This is a genomic window from Amycolatopsis balhimycina FH 1894 (assembly GCF_000384295.1).
GTDB classification, from domain to species: domain Bacteria; phylum Actinomycetota; class Actinomycetes; order Mycobacteriales; family Pseudonocardiaceae; genus Amycolatopsis; species Amycolatopsis balhimycina.
The window spans coordinates 2,808,035-2,823,748 of sequence record NZ_KB913037.1 but is presented as its reverse complement, the minus strand read 5'-3'; the positions used below and the strand labels follow the sequence as shown (position 1 = coordinate 2,823,748).

Genomic DNA, 15,714 nt, shown 5'->3' with positions numbered 1-15,714 from the left:
CCTCTGGAAGGAGCAGGTCGTGGAGCTTTGGGACATCCTCAGAGGTGGCGGCGACGCGCAGCTCACCGCCGACGTCGAATACCTCGTCGACTACGCGGCCGGCAAGTTGATCCTGGCGCGGGACACTTTCCCCGATTACACCTTGCATGACCGGCGCCACGCCGACAACGTGATCGGCCTGATGGAGAAGCTCTTGGGGCCGGACATCGAGAGCGTGACGCTGCTGGAAGCGGCCATGCTCATCCTGGCTGCCTACTTCCACGACATCGGCATGGTCTACAGCCGCGAGGAAGTGCGGGAGCTGCTCGAAGAACAGGACTTCAAGGACTACCTCGACGAGCATCCGTCGGCCTTCGTCCGGGTCGCCCAGTCGGACGAGGTACCAGGCGACATCGTCGTGGACTACTGCCGGGCGCGTCACGCCGACCGGGTGTCCGAACACCTGTATCGGCTGGAACCGGGCAAGCTGGCCTGGCAGAGTGTGAGCTTGGTCGAGGCGCTGGCCACGGTGTGCAAGAGCCACAACGAACCGCTGGACGAACTGCGCTCCGATCGGTTCGAGACCGACTTCCTCGACGGCTGCGACCTGCGGCTGTGTGCGATCCTGCTGCGGGCCGCGGACCTGCTTGACTTCGACGAGACCCGGTCCCCGACCGCGGTGTACGAGCACCTCCGGCTCGACGACGCCGAGGGAAGCCGCAAGGTCAGCCGGACCGAGTGGGCGAATCACATGGCCGCCCGCGGCTTCGTGTTTCCGCGCGACCGGAGTCCCGGCTACGCCGTCAAGTTGATCGCCAGCCCGGACCAGCCTGCGGTGGAGAACGCCATCCGCAAGTTCCTCGATCTGGTCGAGCACGAGTTGCGCGGATGCCGCGTCCTGCTCGACAGCTGCCACCCGCGGTGGCGGTCGCTGAACTTCCCGGGCAACGTCGACCGTCGTGGCATCGTGAGCCAGGGCTACCTCTGGGGCGACTACCGGTTCGTGCTCGACCGGCATGCGGTTCTGCAACTGTTCATGGGTGACCGGCTCTACGCGAACCCGTACGTGTTCATCCGCGAGCTGCTGCAGAACGCCATCGACGCCTGCCGGCTGAATGTGTACCTGCACGACGCCGACCCGGAGTCGATGGAAGTGCACATTTCGGCGTGGGAGGACGAGTCGGGCAATTATTGGTTCCGCGTCGACGACACCGGCGTCGGAATGGATCGGCACATCATCGAAAACTACTTCCTCGGTGTGGGCCGCTCGTACTACAGCTCCGACGATTTGCAGGCGGAAATTCTGCGTAAAGGGAACAAAAGCCGGAAGTTCATGTCCATCAGTCGATTCGGCATCGGAGTGTTGTCGACGTTCATAGTCGGCGATCATGTGGAAGTCTCCACCCGGCGGCGTGATCCAGATGGAAGAGCGGGGGTTCGCCTTCGGATGTCGCTGAACAGTCTCGACGACTTCTTCGTCTTACGTTCACATCCTATGTCTGTCCCGGCTTTCCCTGGTCGCGATGAGCATGAAAGCGACTATCGAAAGAAGTGTGGAACAAGCGTAGCGGTTCGGATCAACCCCGCCAAGTCCGATGTTGCACTGGACAAGCTTTTGCAGTACGCCAAGGATAGTCTTTTCTATCCGCCGGCCAAGATTTTCATTAATGGAATTGAATGGCGTGAGCGCGAGTATCCGGACCTGTCCTGGCCATTGCTTGACGGTCCGGTTTCTCATATTGTCTCTGATCGAGCATTCGCGGATGTCGAATCGGGTGCCGACCTCCTCAAGACAACCGAAATACAGCTTACCTTCCTTCCTTTGGATTTGACCAGGAATTCGCCGCTTCAGCAACTTCGAGGTCAGGTCTTGGCGGTTTCGGTTGACGTATACCCCGCGATTTCGAATCGCCAAAGCAGTCTACTGGCGGCTCTTCCAAGAGAATTAATCGACGAACTGCCATCACAGCTCGCGGCCCGGCTGGAAAGATGTATCAAATCCCGCGAGTCGGTATGCAGAAAACGAAGCTTTGGTCAACTGGATTTGATGGTACTGCTGCACTGCGAGACTACAGTAATCAAAGAGCTGCGAGTCTGGCTCAATGCGAGACATTTGAAGGGTGACTTATCATTTGATTCTCTGTTCAGTCGAACTCTTGGCCTCGAGGGCATCTTGGATCGAGAGGCGAATTTGCCGCCAACCGTCTCTCTTGGCCGAATTTATACCTTGTACTGGCTGGACCTGCTGGACGGCCGTGCGGCGCGGCACGTTGCAGAAGAGTGGCTCGGGCACAATGGCGTGCGGGTCTCCGTCAAGCTCGAAGCAGGGCCCGGTGGCCCACATTCAGCAGCCTCTCTGGCTGGAGGTCTGCTCTACGGTCCGGTCTGTCTTTTTGATCGCCTTCGCCCCGATGTTTCAGTTGCACGTGATTCGCTTCGCGATATTTCTTACGCCATAAGGTCCGCGCTACACCTGGCTCTTCGTCGTGCGGCGGCAGGGTATGGGGATTCCGAGTTCCGGGGTGCAATCGAGGGCTTGTCCACTGATATTGGTTTTCCGGAGTTCAAGTTGCGGTCGGTGACCTCGGCGCAAATAACTGACGACGACCTCTTCTGGGAGTGGATGAAAGAAAAAACCATCAACCCGGGCGGTAAAGGGTTGAGTATGGATGACCTGTGTGCCCGGGCGGCAAAAAAGGAATTGTGGCAGCCGCTTCGAGCGACCGGCCTTTGGTCGATAGAGCATAGTGGCGACGCGCGATCTGCCATGAATTTTTACGATGTTCTACGAGTTGCGATGCTTGAATCACGGCTCGATTTACGACTTCGAATTCTCGAGCCCGATGGAGAATTCCCGTACGGTGAACTCAGGGCGAGTCATCCTAAGAAGGATATTCGTCCGGCGGGTCTTGATCATCTTCCACCCTTCTTTGCTGTCCGCTATGACGATGTGGACGTTGTCATTTGCTCCAATCTTCCGGCAAATCTGGCCAATCCGCTGATTGCTTGGCTTGTCGAGCAGTGGGAGGTGCTGGGCGTCCGCGTTTATCCGGCGATCTTCTTGCGGATAAGACACGCTCTCGCGATTGTCGCAAACCTGAGGATGTTCACCGTTGGAACGGTTGCCGATGGTGAAGCGTCGAGAGCTGCCGATCAGGTGAACTCCGCTCTCGACAAACTGCGACGTTCGATGGCGAACCCGCCGGAGATCCTTGCCGCGCAGGTCTACGCGAGTAGCAAGTACAGCTTGCGGCTGCGGCAATGAGCGCTCAGCGACCCGTCCAGCGAGGCTCCCGCCCCGCCGTCCAGGCCGCGTAGAACTCTTTGTGGTCCTTGGCCGTCATCAACAGCGCCTGCGTGATCGCCTCCAGCTCGATCGCGCTACCGAGGTCCATGTCCAGTTCGCGGGTCAGCAGCACCTTCGTCGTCGCGTACGCCAACGCCGGGCCGTCCGCCAGTCGCCGTGCCAAAGCCGAGGCTGCGGCCGGCAGCTCCGAGTCGTCAACCACCTGCGAAGCCAGCCCGATCTCCGAAGCGCGCTCCGCGGATACCTTGTCGCCGAGGATCAGCAGCTCCGTCGCCCGGCCCAAGCCGACCAGACGCGGCAACAGATACGCCGAACCCATGTCCGCCCCGGCCAACCCCACCTTCGTGAACAGGAACGCGAACTTCGCCGACTTCGCCAGCAGCCGGAAGTCGCTGGCCAGCGCGATCACCGAGCCCGCGCCCGCCGCGACGCCGTTGACCGCCGCGATCACCGGCAGCGGGCACTCCCGCAGCGCCTTCACCACCGCGCCCGTCATGCGCGTGAACTCGAGCAGCTCCGCGGTCTCGAACTTCTGCAGCTCGCCGATGATCTCCTCGACGTCGCCGCCGGAGCAGAACCCGCGGCCGCGGCCGGTGATCACCAGCACCCGGACGTCGTCGTGCTGCGGCAGCTCGATGATGAGGTCCCGCAGGTCGGCGTAGACCTCGAAGGTCAGCGCGTTCAGCTTCTCGGGCCGGTCGAGGGTCACCGTGGCGACGCCGTCGGCCACGGTGAACTCGAAGTGCTCCCACTCCTTCAGCGGTGCGGTCGCGCGGAACGGGCTCATGACTGGATTCCTCCGCCGTCGAGTACGAGGGTCTGGCCGTTGATCGCGGCGGCTTCCGGCGCCGCCAGGAAGGAGACGGCGAACGCCACCTCCGAAGGTTCCAGCAGCCTGCCGAGCGGGGACGCCGCCGCCAGGGCCGCTTCGGCGTCGCCGGTGGAGCGGCCGGTGCGCTCCTGGATCCGTGCCACCGAGGTCGCCGTCATGTCGGTGCGGACGAACGCCGGGCACACCGCGTTCGCCGTGACGCCGGTGCCGGCCAGCTCCGCCGCCACCGCGCGCATGAATCCCACTGCCGCGTGCTTCGACGCCGTATACCCGGCTGTGTAGCGGTAGCCGACGTGCGAGGCCGTCGATGCCACCGTGACGATCCGGCCGCTGTCGCGCGAGCGCATTCCGTCCAGTACCGCGCGCGTGCAGAGAAAAGCGCCGGTCGCGTTCACCTCGAACTGCTCGCGCCAGTCGCTCAGCGATGTCCGTGAAACGGGGGCGCTCGACGAGATCCCGGCGTTGTTGACCAGCACGTCCACCGGCTCCGCCGAGGCGAAATAGGCCTCGACCGCGCGTTCGTCGGTGACGTCGCATTCGGCCCGGCCCGGCGCGAGCACCGTGTCACCCGAAGCGCGGAACCGGGCGGCGATCGCCGCGCCGATGCCGCGCGTGCCGCCGGTGACCACGACCAGGCGGCTCACGGGCGGCCCGCCAGGGCGCGCCGGTCGAGCTTTCCGTTGGCGGTGCGGGGGAGTTCCGGCATGAAGACCACCTCGCGGGGGTACTTGTGCTTGGCCAAGTGGGCTTTCGCGTGGGCTTTCAGGTCGTCCGCGGACACCGAAGCCCCGGCCCGCAGCACGACGTACGCGCGCGGCACGACCAAGCCGCCGGTTTCGTGCCCGACGACCGCGCAGTCCACCACGGAAGCGTGGCCGAGCAGGCAGTCCTCGATCTCGCCGGGCGCGACGAACACGCCGCCGACCTTGAGCAGCGCGTCGGCCCGGCCGTGGTGGCGGAAGCACCCGTCCGGATCGCGGCTGAAGAGGTCGCCCGAGGTGAGCGTGTCGCCGTCGAACGTCCGCGCGGACTTCTCCGGGTCGCCGAAGTACTCCAGCGCGATCGTCGGCCCGGTCACGCGCAACGGCCCGATTTCCCCGTCCGGCAACGGGTTTCCGAGCTCGTCGACGACCTGCGCGGTGTAGCCGGGCACCTCGGTGCCGAGCGTGCCGATCTTCGCCTCGCCCGGCCGGTTCGACAGGTAGATGTGGTACGCCTCGGACGAGCCGATCCCGTCGACCACCGGCACGCCGAAGGCCGCGTCCCACTTCCGGTGCAGCTCCGAGGGCAGTGCCTCGCCCGCCGACGTCGTCATCCGCAGGCAGCTCAGGTCCTGCTCCGCCGCGGCCGGGTGCGCGACCATCGCGCTCATCATGGTCGGCACGTTGACCAGCACGGTCGGCCGGTGGCGAGCGATCAGCTCGAAGATCAGGTCCGCGGTGCTGCGTTCTCCGAACGCGATCCCGGCCGCGCCGACGCCGAACGGGAACAGTGCCACCAGGTCGCGTGCGTAGCCGAAGAACAGCTTCGGTACCGCGAGGACCCGGTCGTCCTCACGCAGCCCGAGCACCTGGACGGCGTACCGCTCGAAGCTCTCCAGCGGACTGCGCAAGGGATGCACGCACGCCTTGGGTGCGCCGGTGCTGCCGGTGGTGAACTTCCAGATCCCGACGTCGTCCACCGTGGTCGGTGCCGCTTCGAGGGTGTCCGGCGCCGCGTCGACGAGCGTCCGGAAAGGACTCTCGCCGGGGCGCAGTTCGGCTTCGGGCACGCCGGTGACGAGCAACCCGGTGGCGCCCGCCTCGCGCAGCGCGGGCAGCGTGACGGCGTCGGCGAGCACCGCGACGGCTTCGGTGTAGCCGAGGTAGTACGCGTAGTCCTTCGGCTGCAGGAACGGGTAGACCTCGGCGGTGACCGCGCCGATCTTCTGTGCGCCGTACCACGCCGCGACGAACTCGTCGCCGTCGCTCAACGCCAGGAGCACCCGCTGTCCTTTTCGGACACCCGCGTCGAGCAGGACGTTTCCGATCCGGTTGGTGAGCCGCGCCAGCTGCGCGTAGCTGATCGAACGATCCCCGACGAGCAGGGCGGTCCGGTCGCCGCGGCCCTCGGCCACGTGCCGGTCGAGGAAGTGCGTGGCGAGGTTGAACGGCTCACTCACGGGCCAGCTCCCGGATCGCTTCCACCAGCAGGTCGGTCAACGTCGAGAACGTCTCGTCGCCCTCTTCGGCCGTCGCCTCGGCCGGCTTGCCGCAGTACGCCTCGGTCATCCCCATTTCGCGGAAGCCGCCATCCTCAGGCGCCGAGGCGAGGCTGACCGGCACGTGCGGCAGCTCCCGCATCAGCGCCTGGTCGACCAGCTCGGGCCGGTCGGCCAGCACCAGCGACGTCTCGTACCGCCCGGCGTGGCACTCGCCGGACCGGAACTCCTCGGTCAGCCGCCGCGCGTGCCGCCGCCGGACCAGGTCGAGCAGGGCGACGCGTCCGTCGTAGGCGAAGTTCAGCGTCTCCACCGCCCGCCGCAGCGTCACCAGGTGCGCGGGTTCGAAGTGGTTGTTGACCAGCAGGATCCGGCGGAACCGCTGGCCGATCAGCGACGCGCCGATGTCGACGAGCAGCGAGTGCAGCGTCTCCTCGCCGATGTGGACGCCGCCGGCGAACCCGGCCGCGAACCGCGTCACACCGTAGGGCACCTCGGGGAGCACCAGCACGTGGACGTCCTCGTCGGCGGCCAGCCGCTCGGCGGCGCGTTCGCACATCCCGCGCGAGATCAGCGGGTCCGTACCCAGCGGCGCGTGCGGGCCGTGCGGCTCGATCGCGCCGAGCGGCAGCAGCAGCACCGGCACACGCTCACCCGAGGCGAGCGCGGCGACCTGCGGTGAGCTGAGGTCCGCGAAGTACGTCACGCAAATCAAGCTACACCGCAGCGGCCTGAGGTGTATAGAGTTGCGCTCATGCCCGCCGACGCCTTCGAAGCCAGCCCCCAGGAGCTGGTCGTGACGTTGCTGGGCAGCTACGTGCACCCGCGCGAAACCCGCCGGGTGTGGTCGGGCGGCCTGGTCGCGGTGCTCGCCGAGCTGGGCTTCTCCGACGGCGCCGCCCGCATCGCGCTCACCCGCCTGGTGCGCCGCGGCCTGCTGCAGCGCCACCGCGAAGGCCGCACCGTGCACTACTCGCTGACCCGGCGCACCATCGCGCTGCTCGCCGACGGTGACCACCGGATCTTCTCCCTCGGCCGCCGGGAGCGCGCCGCGGGCGAGTGGACCGTGCTGTGGCAGAGCATCCCGGAGAGCCGACGGCAGGCCAGGGAACGCCTGGTCAGGCGGCTGCGGTTCCTCGGGTTCGGGCCGTACCAGGACGGCACCTGGATCGCCCCGCACGACCGCGAGGCCGAGGTCGTCGCCCTGCTCGGCGAACTGGACGTCACCGAGCACGCCGGGCTGCTGCTCGGCCGTCCGTCGGCCGCGCTGGACGTCCGCCGGTTCGCCGGGCGGGCCTGGGACCTCGACGACCTGGCCGCGCGGTACACCGCGTTCGTCGGCCAGTTCGGCGGGTACGCGGACAAGGACATTTCGGACGCCGAAGCGTTCGAGGTCCGCACGCGCCTGGTGCACACGTTCCGGGCGTTCCCGTCGCTCGACCCCGAACTGCCCGCCGACCTGGTGCCCGCACCGGATCGCCGGGCGGCCGCGGTCGAGCTGTTCCACGATTTGTACGCCGCGCTCGCGCACCCCGCCCAGCGCCATTTCGACGAGGTGACCAGAGGATGACCGAAACCAGTCAAGCGACCCAAGAAGCCATGAGCTACACCTCGTACCTCGCGCTGGACGACGTGCTCAACGCGCAGCGCACACGTTCGGACGAGCACGACGAGCTGCTGTTCATCGTGATCCACCAGGTCTACGAGCTGTGGTTCAAGCAGATCCTGCACGAACTGGCGTTCCTGCAGGAGAACCTCGTGGCCGGCAACACCGCGCTTTCCATCCGCACGCTGCGCCGGATCCTCACGATCCTCAAGGTCGCCGTCGCGCAGATCGACGTGCTCGAAACGATGACGCCCAGTCAGTTCACCAGCTTCCGCGCCCGGTTGGACGCTTCGAGCGGCTTCCAGTCGGCCCAGTTCCGCGAGCTGGAAGCGGTGCTCGGGCGCCGCGACGAGCGCGTGTTCGCGCACTACCCCGAAGACGGCGAGCAGCGGAAACGCATTGCCGAAGCGATGGCGCGCCCGTCGTTGTTCGACTCTTTTCTCGCGTACCTCAAGGCTTCTGGTTACGCGATCGAGTGTGACCGAGACGTCACCCGACCGGTGGAGCCGTCCCCGGCCCTCCAGGCGATATTGCTGGACGTGTACAGCGACGACGGGGGACCCTCGGTCGTCGCGGAGTGTCTGGTCGATCTCGACGAAGGGATGCAGGAGTGGCGCTACCGGCACGTGAAGATGGTCGAACGCACCATCGGCGACAAGACCGGGACGGGAGGATCATCCGGCGCGACTTACCTGCGTACCACGCTTTTCCAGCCGATGTTCCCGGATCTCTGGGCCGTACGGAGCCGACTGTGACCACTTTGGACGACTTGCGCGCGGACGACAACGCCCTCGCCGCGCACTACACCCGGTTCGCGGTGGCCGAACGCCTGCTGCTGTCCGGGCACTCGCACCAGGCCTGGCCGGACGTCGCCGAGGAGGGACTCCTGGAGTCCTTCGCCGACGCCGCGCGTGACGTCGACGTCAAATGGGAGCGCGCCTTCGCGAAGGCGGACGAGCTGCGCGCGGGCTTCCGCCTGCTGCTCGGCGACCCGCACGGCGAGTACGCGCTCGGCGCGAGCACGCACGACCTCGTGCTGCGGTTCCTCTCGGCCATGGAGCTGCCGCGGCGGCCGCGGCTGGTCACCACCGACGGCGAGTTTCACACCCTGCGCCGTCAGCTCGCCCGCCTCGAGGAGGAGGGCGTCGAGATCGTGCGGGTGCCCCTGGAACCGGTGACGACGCTCGCCGAGCGTGTCGCCGGCGAGGTCGACGGCACCACCGCGGCAGTGCTCGTCTCGGCCGTGCTGTTCGAGACGTCGAGGCTCGTGCCCGGGCTGGCGCACCTCGCCGACGTCTGCCGCGGCCGCTCGATCGAGCTCGTCGTCGACGCCTACCACGCGCTCGGCGTCGTGCCGTTCGCGCTGCACGACCTCGGGCTCACCAACGCCTGGGTGCTCGGCGGCGGCTACAAGTACCTGCAGCTCGGCGAGGGCAACTGCTTCCTGCGGCTGCCCGCGCACGCCCAGGAGCTGCGGCCGGTGATCACCGGCTGGTACGCCGAGTTCGGCGCGCTCGCCGACGCGCGCCACCCCGGCAAGGTCCCGTACGCCACCGGCGGCGACCGGTTCGCCGGCTCGACCTACGATCCCGCCAGCCACTACCGCGGTGTCCGGGTCCAGCGGTTCTTCGCCGAGCAGGGGCTCACGCCGGAGTTCCTGCGCGAGGTTTCGCAGCACCAGGTGGGCCTGCTCGCGTCGGTGTTCGACAAGCTGGCACTGCCGGAGGACGTCGTCACCCGCGACCGCGAGACGCCGCTCGGGATGCTCGGCGGGTTCCTCTCGCTGCGCTGCGCCGATGCCACCGGGCTGCAGGCGGCGCTGGCCGCCCACGGCGTCCGCACCGACAGCCGGGGTCCGTACCTGCGCTTCGGCCCGGCGCCCTACCTCTCCGACACGCAGCTGGAGACGGCGATGAACACCCTCGGCACGGTGGTCCGGGGCTGAACACCGGTCCGTATCGCGGGACCTCCGCTGGTCCGTGCTGCGGCGAAGATCTAGGTTGGTGCCGGGCACCCGCGGGCGGACGACCTCCGCGCGAAGGGTTCCCGCCAAACCCGTGAAGCGCGTCCCGGCCACGAACCGGGCGCGGGAGACAAAGGAGTCACCACCGTGACCGAAGGAGTGTTCGCCCGGGGCACCGGGCACGAACAAGTCGTGTATTGCCACGACGCGGCCAGTGGCCTGAGGGCCATCATCGGCATCTACTCCACCGCGCTCGGCCCCGCGCTGGGCGGGACGCGCTTCCACCCCTACGCCACCGAATCCGACGCGCTCGACGACGTCCTCGCGCTGTCCAAGGGCATGGCGTACAAGAACGCGCTGGCCGGGCTTGACCTCGGCGGCGGCAAGGCCGTCATCATCGGCGACCCGAAGACGCTCAAGTCCGAAGCGCTGCTTCGCGCGTACGGGCGCTTCGTGCAGTCCCTGGGCGGCCGCTACATCACGGCGTGCGACGTGGGCACGTACGTGCAGGACATGGACGTCGTGGCCCGCGAATGCCAGTACGTCACCGGCCGCTCGCCCGAGGACGGCGGGGCAGGCGACTCGTCCGTGCTCACCGCGTTCGGCGTCTTCCAGGGCATGCGGGCCTCGGCCGAGCACGTCTGGGGCAGCCCGGACCTGGCGGGCAAGCGCGTCGGCGTGGCCGGCGTCGGCAAGGTCGGGCACATCCTCGCCGGGCACCTCGTGGACGCCGGCGCGCAGGTGACGATCACCGACGTGTGGTCGCCGGCCATCGAGCGCACCCGCTCGGTGTACGGCGGCGTCCAGGTGGCGTCCGATGTGGACACCCTCCTGCGGTCCGAACTGGACGTCTTCGCGCCGTGTGCCCTCGGCGGTGTGCTGAACGACGAAACCGTGCCGGTGCTCGGCGCCCGCATCGTCTGCGGCGCGGCGAACAACCAGCTCGCCCACGCCGGCATCGACAAGCAGCTCGCCGATCGCGGCGTCCTGTACGCGCCGGACTACCTGGTGAACGCCGGCGGCGTCATCCAGGTCGACGACGAACGGCACGGCTTCGACTTCGCCCGCGCGAAGCGCAAGACGACGGCGATCTACGACACGACGAAGGCCGTGTTCGCGCTGGCCGACACCGAGGGCGTGCCCCCGGCGACGGCGGCCGACCGCCTCGCCGAACGGCGGATGGCCGAGGTCGGCCGGCTGCGGTCCATCCTCACCGTCTGAGCCCAAAGCCGTGAAGGCCACCTTCAGGAACTTGAAGTTCCTGAAGGTGGCCTTCACGACTGTTCCGGAAGCTCAGCCGCTCTTGCGGCGGAAGGTCCGCTTGTTGGCCGCCGGGCCGTGGGCGTGCTGGTTCTTGCCGCCGGCGTTCTCGTGCGACGCGCCGCTGCGGGTGCTGGCCTGCTTGCGTTCCAGTGCTTCGCGGAACTTGCGCTTGACGTCGTCGTCCTCCTCGCCGCTGGGCGACGGATTCGGTTCACTCATGCTTACCTCCGGAAATGACGACGTGTGACCACTCCAGCCTGGCATCACTCAAACCGCTTGGCGAGTCGATTACGTCACCCTCGTCAGTGTTTGGGCGACGGAACGCCGCCCCACTGCACCGACTTGCGGGTCAGCGGGCGGCCGCAGTGGTCGCACAGCAGCATCGGGCGCAGCCGGTTGCCGCATTCGACGTGGTGCAGCGTGATGTCCGGCTCCTGGCCGGTCACCTCGAACCCGCGTGACCACTCGGCGATGAACGCGAGCGCCGGGAAGAACGCCAGGCCCTTCGCCGTCATCCGGTAGTCGCGGGCGTCGGTGCGGGTCTTCGCCGTGCCGGTGCGCAGCACGCCGACCTCGACGAGCTTGCTCAGCCGGGCCGACAGCACGCTCGGGCCGATGCCCAGCTCGCGCTCGAACTCCGAGAAGTGCCGGCAGCCGAGCAGCGCGGAGACCAGCAGACCGGTCGACCAGCGATCGCCGAGCAGCTCCATCGTGTCCGGGAAGAACATCATCGGGTCGCCGGCCAGGGACTCGGCGTCCTTGCGGCGGAAGCGCTTGGACGCCGTCGCCGCCGCGACGCCGGTGCTGTCGAGGCGTTCCGCGCGGACGTCACGGGCATCGACCCGGCGGCCGCAGGCGGCGCAGCCGAGGGGCGCTGATGTAGCCAGCTCGCAGTCGAGGTGGATCAACGTCGGCAGCACCTCGCGGCGGCCTTCGACCCACTCGCGCTCCCACGCCCAGATGCAGATCAGCAGCGGCCACAGCTCCAGGCCGCGTTCGGTGAGCCGGTACTCGTGCCGCGTGCGGCGGGCGTCCCGGTACGGCACGCGCGTGAGCATGCCCGCTTCCACCATGTCCCGCAGGCGTCCGGACAGCGCCGTCGGCGAAATGCCCAGCCGCAGGCGCAGCTCCTCGTAGCGCCGGAAGCGCAGGAACAGGCTCTGCAGGATGAGCAGCGTCCACTGGTCGCCGACCAGTTCCAGCGCTCTCCGGAGCGGATCTCCCGCCGGCCGGACGCGGTGCGCGGTCGCTTCGGTCACTGTCATCCCCTCGATTGCTTGCGGACCCAGCGTACCTGACTACACCAAAAGAAGCCTATTGACAGCTGGGTACACAAATCATAGTCTCATCTCCAGCAGCCCGCAGCACTGAGGCCGACAGCCAGGGAGCAGCCCGATGACCAGCACCTCCGAACAGCCGCTGATGGTGGCCCGGACGGCGGACACCGGCGAGGCGAACCCCTATCTGCTCGGCGTCTACGCCCCGGTCGGCACCGAGATCGACGCGGAAGACCTGCAGGTCATCGGCGAGATCCCGAAGGACCTCAACGGCGTCTACCTGCGCAACGGCCCGAACCCGCGGTTCGCCCCCGAAGGCCGTTACCACTGGTTCGACGGTGACGGCATGATCCACGCCGTCCACCTGGAGAACGGTAAGGCCCGCTATCGCAACCGCTGGATCCGCACGAAGGCCTTCGAGGCCGAGTCCACGGCGGGCAAGGCGCTCTGGACCGGCGTCATGGAGAACCCGGAGCACAACCCCTTCGGCAACTCCCACGGCCTGGGGCTCAAGGACAACGCCAACACCGACGTCATCTTCCACCGCGGCCGGATCCTCGCCACCTGGTACCTGTGCGGCTCGCCGTACGCGGTCGACCCGCTGTCGCTGGAGACGCTGGGTGCCGAGGACTTCCTCGGCACGCTGGTCGGCGACGTGATGGCCCACCCCAAGGTGGACGAAACCACCGGCGAGCTGTTCTGGTTCGACTACGGGCCGCGCCCGCCGTACCTACGCTACGGCGTGATCAGCGCGGACGGCCGGGTCGTGAACACGACCGAGATCGAACTGCCGGGCCCGCGCCTGCCCCACGACATGGCCATCACCGAGCACTACGCGGTGCTGATGGACCTGCCGCTGGTCCAGGACCTGGAAGCGGCGAAGCAGGGCCGTCACAAGCTGCACTTCGACCGCTCGATGCCGAGCCGGTTCGGTGTCATGCCACGCTACGGAGACGGTAGCCAGATCCGGTGGTTCGAAGCGAGCCCCTGCTACATCTACCACGTCGTCAACGCCTGGGAGGAGGGCGACGAGGTCGTCCTCGACGTCTGCCGCGTGCAGCGCCCCCAGCCCCGGGCGGACGCCCACACCCCGCTCGCGAAGATGCTGTCCTACCTGCGGCTCGACGCCCAGCTCCACCGTTACCGCTTCGACCTGCGGACCGGTGCCTGCCGCGAGACGCCGCTCGACGACGGCAACACCGAGTTCCCGACCGTCGACGCCCGCGGCGTCGGCAGGCGGAACCGGTACTCCTACACGGTGCACATCTCGCCCGAGTCGACGCTGAAGTTCGACGGGCTGGTGCGCCACGACAATCTTGCCGGCACCAAGACCGAATACCGGTTCGGTCCCGGCCGGTGGGGCAGTGAGGCTCCGTTCGCACCCCGCGAAGGAGCATCCGTCGATTCGGCGGACGGTTATCTGGTGACGTTCGTGCAGGACGAGCGTGAGGGACGCTCGGAACTGGACATCTTCGACGCCGCCGATCTCGCTGCCGGACCCGTGGCCAGGGTCCTGCTTCCCCAGCGTGTCCCGCTCGGTTTTCACGCGACCTGGGTCCGGGCGGACCAGCTGGAAAACCTCCGCGCATGAGATGCCATCGAGAGGGTCGCGCCCGGGACTTCCGGACGCGGGGATGGTGGAGTGCGGAGACGATCGATCAGCTCGTGAAGGAGCGGGTCAGTGCCGACCCGGAGGGTCTCGCGCTGGTCGATCCACCGAACACCACCGCACTGGTCGGACGCGACCCGGTGCGGTGGACCTGGAACCGGCTCGACGAACGTGTCGACGTCCTGGCCGCGTTCCTGCTCGCCAGAGGGGTGCGAGCAGGTGACGTCGTGGCCGTGCAGCTGCCGAACTGCTCGGCCCTGGTCCAGGCGTTCCTCGCGATCGTGCGGATCGGCGCGGTCGTCACCCCGTTCCCGGTGTCCTACCGGGAGCACGAGCTGGGCCCGATGTGCCGGCGCACCGGGGCCGCGGGAGTGATGACCGCATCCAGATACGGCGAGCACGAGCTCGCCGGGGCGGCCCTTGGGCTAATCGGCGCTTCGGCGCCGTCGGTCCGGTTCGTCGTCGCCAGGGGGGACGACGAACCGGCCGGCGCCCTGGCCTGGCCCGAAGATCCACTGCCGGCGGCCGAGAAGTCCACTTTGGACTCATACTTGAGCCGGCTCGACACCGATGTCAACGACTGCGTGACGATCTGCTGGACGTCCGGCACCGAAGCCGAACCGAAGGCCGTCCCGCGCTGCCACGGAGACTGGCTGGCGGCGGCCGCCGGCTGTGCCCAGGCCGCCGGGATGACCCGCGACGACGTCGTGCTGTCGCCGTTCCCGATGACGAACATGGCCGGCATCGGCGGGATGTTCCTGCCGTGGCTGCTGACCGGCGCCGTGTTCGTCCCGCACCACCCGTTCGACCTGCCGGTGTTCCTGGGCCAGCTCGCGGCCGAGCGGGTGACGTACACGCTCGCGCCGCCGGCGTTGCTGACCATGCTGCTGCACAACGAAAAGATCCTGTCCGGAGTGGACCTTTCCGCGCTGCGGAAGATCGGGTCCGGCTCGGCGCCGCTCTCGCCGTGGCTCGTGCGCACCTGGGCCGAGCGGTACGGCATCGACATCATCAACTTCTTCGGCTCCAACGAAGGCACCGCGCTGCTGTCCGGTCCGGTGGACATCCCGGACCCGGACCAGCGCGCGAGCTACTTCCCGAACTACGCCTCCGCCGTCGCCTGGTCGACCCCGGTCGCCGGCTGGACGTCGGTGCGGCTGCACGACCCCGTCACCGGCGAGCACGTGACCGAACCCGGGCGCCCCGGCGAACTGCACATCGCCGGGCCGACGGTGTTCGCCGGATACCTCAGGGAGAGGGGCGAGCCGCTCGACACGTCGGCGTTCGACGACGACGGGCACTTCCGCACCGGCGACGTCTTCGAGATCGCCGGCGAGCGCGGCGAGTTCCTGCGCTACGTCGACCGGATGAAGGACCTCGTGATCCGCGGCGGCATGAACATCTCGCCGGCCGAGGTCGAGGGCCTGCTCGCCGGCCACCCGGACGTCGCCGACGTCGGTGTCGTCGGCGTGCCCGACGACGTCATGGGCGAGCGGGTGTGCGCGGTCGTCGTGCCGGGCTCGCGCAAGCCGACGCTGGAGGAGCTGGTCGCGTACCTGCGCGAGCGCAAGGTGGCGGCGTTCAAGCTGCCGGAACGGCTCGAATACGCGGACGCGCTTCCGCGCAATCCGGTGGGGAAGATCCTCAAGCGGCAGCTGAGGGAAAGCCTGGGGTGAGG

At 67.9% G+C, this 15,714-nt stretch carries 13 protein-coding genes; 7 read left to right on the top strand and 6 right to left on the bottom strand.

The features are described 5' to 3' along the window. The first annotated feature begins 19 nt into the window (after window positions 1–19). Window positions 20–3,244 carry an HD domain-containing protein gene (locus A3CE_RS0111970; protein ID WP_169523981.1) on the top strand — a complete coding sequence of 1,075 codons (3,225 nt, stop codon included), beginning with the start codon at window positions 20–22 and terminating at the stop codon, window positions 3,242–3,244. A 4-nt stretch (window positions 3,245–3,248) separates the two neighbouring features. On the opposite strand, the gene A3CE_RS0111965 is transcribed toward A3CE_RS0111970, so the two are convergent. Genes A3CE_RS0111965 through A3CE_RS0111950 form a run of 4 tightly spaced genes read right to left on the bottom strand, consistent with a single transcriptional unit; the run spans window position 3,249 to window position 7,024 of the window. Continuing rightward, complete coding sequence (locus A3CE_RS0111965; protein WP_020640326.1) at window positions 3,249–4,073, bottom strand: enoyl-CoA hydratase family protein; 825 nt, start codon at window positions 4,071–4,073, stop codon at window positions 3,249–3,251. After that, complete coding sequence (locus A3CE_RS0111960) at window positions 4,070–4,762, bottom strand: SDR family NAD(P)-dependent oxidoreductase (RefSeq protein WP_020640325.1); 693 nt, start codon at window positions 4,760–4,762, stop codon at window positions 4,070–4,072. The genes A3CE_RS0111965 and A3CE_RS0111960 overlap by 4 nt, the downstream gene beginning before the upstream one ends. Further along, the gene (locus A3CE_RS0111955; RefSeq protein WP_020640324.1) at window positions 4,759–6,279 is read right to left on the bottom strand and encodes a benzoate-CoA ligase family protein; all 1,521 of its coding nucleotides are present in this window, start codon (window positions 6,277–6,279) and stop codon (window positions 4,759–4,761) included. Before A3CE_RS0111955 ends, A3CE_RS0111960 begins: the two co-directional genes overlap by 4 nt. Continuing rightward, a complete protein-coding gene (locus A3CE_RS0111950; protein WP_020640323.1) occupies window positions 6,272–7,024 on the bottom strand; it encodes a creatininase family protein in 753 nt (250 codons plus the stop codon). The genes A3CE_RS0111955 and A3CE_RS0111950 overlap by 8 nt, the downstream gene beginning before the upstream one ends. Before the next feature lie 48 nt (window positions 7,025–7,072). Between A3CE_RS0111950 and A3CE_RS0111945 the strand changes: the two genes are divergently transcribed. From A3CE_RS0111945 to A3CE_RS0111930, 4 genes are all read left to right on the top strand, one after another. After that, entirely contained in the window at window positions 7,073–7,888 is an 816-nt protein-coding gene (locus A3CE_RS0111945) for a PaaX family transcriptional regulator (protein ID WP_020640322.1), read from the top strand. Continuing rightward, on the top strand, window positions 7,885–8,679 hold the full coding sequence (locus A3CE_RS0111940) for a tryptophan 2,3-dioxygenase (RefSeq protein WP_026468396.1): 795 nt from the start codon (window positions 7,885–7,887) through the stop codon (window positions 8,677–8,679). Before A3CE_RS0111945 ends, A3CE_RS0111940 begins: the two co-directional genes overlap by 4 nt. Then, window positions 8,676–9,869 carry a PLP-dependent aminotransferase family protein gene (locus A3CE_RS0111935; protein WP_020640320.1) on the top strand — a complete coding sequence of 398 codons (1,194 nt, stop codon included), beginning with the start codon at window positions 8,676–8,678 and terminating at the stop codon, window positions 9,867–9,869. The genes A3CE_RS0111940 and A3CE_RS0111935 overlap by 4 nt, the downstream gene beginning before the upstream one ends. 165 nt (window positions 9,870–10,034) lie before the next feature. After that, on the top strand, window positions 10,035–11,108 hold the full coding sequence (locus A3CE_RS0111930; RefSeq protein WP_020640319.1) for a Glu/Leu/Phe/Val dehydrogenase dimerization domain-containing protein: 1,074 nt from the start codon (window positions 10,035–10,037) through the stop codon (window positions 11,106–11,108). A 72-nt stretch (window positions 11,109–11,180) separates the two neighbouring features. Here the strand turns inward: A3CE_RS0111930 and A3CE_RS0111925 are convergent, their stop codons facing one another. Further along, window positions 11,181–11,369: a DUF5302 domain-containing protein gene (locus tag A3CE_RS0111925; RefSeq protein ID WP_020640318.1), complete on the bottom strand. Its 189-nt coding sequence runs from the start codon at window positions 11,367–11,369 to the stop codon at window positions 11,181–11,183. Window positions 11,370–11,452: 83 nt separating this feature from the next. After that, window positions 11,453–12,409: a winged helix-turn-helix transcriptional regulator gene (locus A3CE_RS0111920; protein WP_026468395.1), complete on the bottom strand. Its 957-nt coding sequence runs from the start codon at window positions 12,407–12,409 to the stop codon at window positions 11,453–11,455. A 136-nt stretch (window positions 12,410–12,545) separates the two neighbouring features. Between A3CE_RS0111920 and A3CE_RS0111915 the strand changes: the two genes are divergently transcribed. Then, the gene (locus A3CE_RS0111915) at window positions 12,546–14,018 is read left to right on the top strand and encodes a carotenoid oxygenase family protein (protein WP_020640316.1); all 1,473 of its coding nucleotides are present in this window, start codon (window positions 12,546–12,548) and stop codon (window positions 14,016–14,018) included. Window positions 14,019–14,092: 74 nt separating this feature from the next. Then, window positions 14,093–15,712, top strand: coding sequence for a class I adenylate-forming enzyme family protein (locus A3CE_RS0111910; protein ID WP_020640315.1), 1,620 nt, complete (start codon window positions 14,093–14,095; stop codon window positions 15,710–15,712). Window positions 15,713–15,714 lie beyond the last annotated feature (2 nt).

Bases quoted from the DNA above. Each gene is read 5' to 3' on its own strand.
- A3CE_RS0111915 (WP_020640316.1), top strand. From the start codon at position 12,546: ATGACCAGCACCTCCGAACAGCCGCTGATGGTGGCCCGGACGGCGGAC.
- A3CE_RS0111945 (WP_020640322.1), top strand. From the start codon at position 7,073: ATGCCCGCCGACGCCTTCGAAGCCAGCCCCCAGGAGCTGGTCGTGACG.
- A3CE_RS0111940 (WP_026468396.1), top strand. From the start codon at position 7,885: ATGACCGAAACCAGTCAAGCGACCCAAGAAGCCATGAGCTACACCTCG.
- A3CE_RS0111965 (WP_020640326.1), bottom strand. From the start codon at position 4,073: ATGAGCCCGTTCCGCGCGACCGCACCGCTGAAGGAGTGGGAGCACTTC.
- A3CE_RS0111925 (WP_020640318.1), bottom strand. From the start codon at position 11,369: ATGAGTGAACCGAATCCGTCGCCCAGCGGCGAGGAGGACGACGACGTC.